3 protein-coding genes and 1 tRNA gene are annotated in these 3,718 nt (G+C 71.1%); 2 read left to right on the top strand and 2 right to left on the bottom strand.

The features are described from left to right. Nucleotides 1-171: 171 nt before the first annotated feature. Entirely contained in the window at nucleotides 172-888 is a 717-nt protein-coding gene (locus tag PROKR_RS00305; RefSeq protein WP_020017306.1) for an FHA domain-containing protein, read from the bottom strand. 240 nt (nucleotides 889-1,128) lie between these two features. Between PROKR_RS00305 and PROKR_RS00300 the strand changes: the two genes are divergently transcribed. After that, nucleotides 1,129-1,212 (top strand) — tRNA-Leu (locus PROKR_RS00300). Nucleotides 1,213-1,377: 165 nt separating this feature from the next. On the opposite strand, the gene PROKR_RS00295 is transcribed toward PROKR_RS00300, so the two are convergent. Continuing rightward, on the bottom strand, nucleotides 1,378-2,613 hold the full coding sequence (locus PROKR_RS00295; protein WP_281171657.1) for an anhydro-N-acetylmuramic acid kinase: 1,236 nt from the start codon (nucleotides 2,611-2,613) through the stop codon (nucleotides 1,378-1,380). A gap of 71 nt (nucleotides 2,614-2,684) precedes the next feature. Here PROKR_RS00295 and PROKR_RS00290 point away from each other — a divergent pair, with 71 nt between their 5' ends. Further along, nucleotides 2,685-3,533, top strand: coding sequence for a class I SAM-dependent methyltransferase (locus PROKR_RS00290; RefSeq protein ID WP_051432541.1), 849 nt, complete (start codon nucleotides 2,685-2,687; stop codon nucleotides 3,531-3,533). Nucleotides 3,534-3,718: the final 185 nt, after the last annotated feature.

The raw sequence follows: 3,718 nt of genomic DNA, 5'->3' as shown, positions 1-3,718 counted from the left end.
GGCGTCGGGGCAGGTCCCGCCTGCTCAGGCCGGCGACGCCGGCTGCTGGAGGCGCGTGGTCCTGCCAGGTCGCGCCGGAGCACGGCGACGGCGGAGAGCACGAACACCCACAGCAGCACGAGGTAGCCCAGCCGGAGCAGGGTGAACGTCAGCTCGCTCATCTCGGAATCTTCACCAGTCCTCGTTGTCCGCACCGGACGCGCTGCCGGTCCAGAACATGATGCGGGTACGGCCGATGGTCATCGTGTTGCCATCGAGCAGAGTCGCGGCAGGTACCTGGTGGCCCTCGACGTACAGGCCGTTGGTCGAGCCCATGTCGGTCGCGACGACGCCGTCCGGCGTCACGCGGATCTCGAGGTGCCGCCGGGAGACACCCGGGTCGTCCACCACGATGTCGGCCTCGGCGTCGCGCCCGATGACGGTCACCGGCCCGGTGAGCAGGTATCGCTGCCCGTCGATGTCGATGAGCGGGTGCCGTCCGGTCGGCGCGCCGGAGGTCGCCGGGGCGACGCTCCCCTGCACGCTGCGCGAGCGCACGGTGAATCGGCCGGGCACCAGCTCGTACTGTTCGTCGAACGTCACGCTCACGGGGCCGACGAACGCGTAGTGCTGCGTCGCGGCGTACGCAGTGATGTTGGACGCGAGCTCGTCGGCGAGGGTCTGTGCGCCCCACGCCTCGATCTGGGCGAAGTCGTCGGGAGCGAGCTCGATCGTGAACTCGTTCGGCGCGACGGTACGGTCGCGTCCGACGACCGCGGCACGGTCGTCCAGCTCGCGTCGCAGCCTGCTCGCCAGTTCGACGGGTTTCACTTCGCCACGTCCCACCTTGGCGAACGCGTTGTTCATCATGCGCTCCACGCTCTTCTCGAAGCGGTCCAGGGCGCCCATGCCACCTCCTTCCAGGGTCTGCGCCGGGCAGACTACCTAGATCGTATAGACCGGTAGGTCCCCGCAGACTCCAATACTGTGGATGTCCTGCGGATCTTCTCCGATCTTCCCTCAGGTGGCGCGGCGAGGAGAGGCGTGGGCGGATCCGCACGCTACTAGACCTGCGACGGGACGTGAACCACTTCACCGTTATTCGATTCGGGATCTGCCTCTGAGCCGTGCTAACGTCTTCCTCGCAGCGCGCGAGTGGCGGAATAGGCAGACGCGCACGGTTCAGGTCCGTGTGCCCGAAAGGGCGTGGGGGTTCAACTCCCCCCTCGCGCACGTTGTACGCAAGGCCCCGGCTCATCGAGTCGGGGCCTTCGTCATGGCCGGGCTCCGCAGCCGCCCCGAGCTGCCGGCATGGGTACTTCTCCCCGCGAGATCGGGTGGAGATGGTCGTTCCGTTCTCCTTCCACACGTACTTCACCGAGGGCAGGGGTACAGAGGTCAGGCCGCCCGCGAGATCTCCAGCCGTCCCGGCCGCTCTGCACCTGGGCTCCGTCCCGGCGGATACCGCCCGTCCGCTCCCGGCGTGACCGAGCCCAGCACTCTCGGGTGCCGGGCCCCCGTCGCCCCCGGCAGAACCCCGGGCAGCCCGTGCCAGGTATGCCAGCCCAGCACCGCGAAGGCCAGCGCCTCCTTGGCCTGGCTCGGCACGCCCAGCTCGTCCGACGTCCGGACGACGACGCCGGGCAGCTCCGCGCGCAGCGTCGCCATCAGTACCGGGTTGCGCGTTCCTCCGCCTGAGGCGACCACCTCGGTCGCGGTGTCGCGGACGGCGTCGGCCACCGTGCGGGCGGTGAGCGCCACGAGCGTGGCGAGCAGGTCCTCCGCCGTCGGCGGCGTGGGGCCGACACGGTCCAGCAGATAGGAGAGGTGGAACAGCTCCTTGCCCGTGGACCTGGGCGCGGGCCGCGTGTAATAGGGCTCGTCGAGCAGCCGCGCCAGGAGGCCCGGGTCCACCAGGCCGCGCGCGGCCAGCGCGCCGTCGGCGTCGAAGGCGAGTCGGTCGTTCGTGACGTACCTGGTCGCGGCGTCGAGCAGCGCACAGCCGGGGCCGGTGTCGAAGGCGACCGGGGCGCCGTCTGTCGTCGGCAGCACCGTCACGTTCGCGATGCCGCCCAGGTTCAGCGCGACGGCGGTGCCCGGGCGGCCTGCGAGCCAGAGCGCGTCGAACAGGCCGACCAGCGGGGCGCCCTGCCCGCCCGCGGCGACGTCGCGGGTGCGCAGGCCGGAGACGACGGGCAGTCCGGTCGCCTCGGCGATCCACGCGGGTTCGCCGATCTGCAGGGTGCCACGCACACCATCACCCGTGGGTGCCCAGTGGAAGAGCGTCTGGCCGTGCGAGACGACCAGATCGGCGTGGCCGCCGCAGAGCTCGTCGACGGCCCGCGTCGCGACGTCGGCGAAAGCCTGCCCGATTCCGGTGTCGAGACGGCAGACCGCCTCAGCCGTGGTCGCGGCCGGCGGCAGGGCGGCCACCAGCTCGGACCGCAGCGCCGTCGGAAAGGGCACCGAGAGGTGTCCGAGAGGAGTGAGCACCAGCGTGTCGCCGGAGAGTCGCAGATCGCACGCCGCGGCGTCGACCCCGTCATGGGATGTCCCGGACATCAAGCCGACCACTCGCAGCGGAAATCGTGTATTTGCTGGTGGCAGCGTTGTCCCCGGTATTGGATCTGCCATCACGACGACTCCTCCGGTCGTGTTTGCACCAGTGTTAGCCCTTACTCCCCGTTTGCGCCACAATCTCCCACATGCTTGACGTCTCGATCGCCCCAGCCCCGGCGCCGGACGCGCCCTTCGAGGATCACATCGAATGGGCCCGCAACGCCCCGGCTACCCCCGCGACCCCCGCGGCGCTGTTCACCGGTGGTCTCGACGCCACCCCCGTCGACGACCGTCTCACGACCGACACGCCGAACTGGGACTACCCCGCCCTGGCGCAGGAGATCGTGCGCGCCTCGCGGGGTGCCGTCCTGGACATCGGCACCGGTGACGGCAACTTCTTCGCGGGCCTCGGCCCGCTGCCGACGGCGTCCGCCGCCACGGAGGTCGGCCCGGCGTTCCTCACGGCCCGACGCCGCCTGGAGCCGCTCGGCGTGGACGTGCGGCGGGTGGAGCCGTCCTGGACCGGTGACGTGCTGCTGCCCTTCTTCGACGGACAGTTCAGCGTGGTGCTCAGCCGGTTCAGCACCATCGACGCCGACGAGGTGGGCCGGGTGGTCGAGCCCGGCGGCACGTTCATCACCGAGCAGGTGGACACGCGCGACGGCATCGCGCTCAACCAGGCGCTCCGGGTGCCGCTCGGCTGGGACCCGGACGGCGTGACCATCGACGTGATCTGCGACGGGCTCGTCGCCTCCGGGCTCGAGATCGTCGAGGCCAAGGAATACCCGGGCACACGCACCTTCAAGGACCTGTCGTCCGTGCTCTGGTACCTGAGGGTCGCGGCGTGGCAGGTGCCCGACCTCGCCGACCTGACTCCGGCCGCCGTCGCCCGGCACGAGGCGGCGCTGCGCGGGCTCCACATGCACTTCGCGACGGGTAACGAGCTGGTGGACGAGGCGCCGCGCATCCTGGTCACGGCGCGCCGGCCCTTCTGAGACCACCGTGCCGCGAGCACACCCCGCTGACCGGGTTGCGGGCGACGGTCACGGACTGATCCCGAGGAGGCCGGCCACGGCCCCCGCCATCGCTTCCGGCGGCACGTCCGCCCCGTGACCGGGCAGCGTCACCCGACGCGCCGCCGGAAGCACCGCCGCCAGGGACCGCGCAGCCGTCGCGGTCC

Origin of the sequence: Promicromonospora kroppenstedtii DSM 19349 (assembly GCF_000515355.1) — a bacterium.
Classification (GTDB): Bacteria; Actinomycetota; Actinomycetes; order Actinomycetales; family Cellulomonadaceae; genus Promicromonospora; species Promicromonospora kroppenstedtii.
Note: the sequence above shows the minus strand (reverse complement) of the source record. Positions and strands in the feature narration are given on the sequence as shown.

Bases quoted from the DNA above. Each gene is read 5' to 3' on its own strand.
- PROKR_RS00305 (WP_020017306.1), bottom strand. From the start codon at position 888: ATGGGCGCCCTGGACCGCTTCGAGAAGAGCGTGGAGCGCATGATGAAC.
- PROKR_RS00295 (WP_281171657.1), bottom strand. From the start codon at position 2,613: ATGGCAGATCCAATACCGGGGACAACGCTGCCACCAGCAAATACACGA.
- PROKR_RS00290 (WP_051432541.1), top strand. From the start codon at position 2,685: ATGCTTGACGTCTCGATCGCCCCAGCCCCGGCGCCGGACGCGCCCTTC.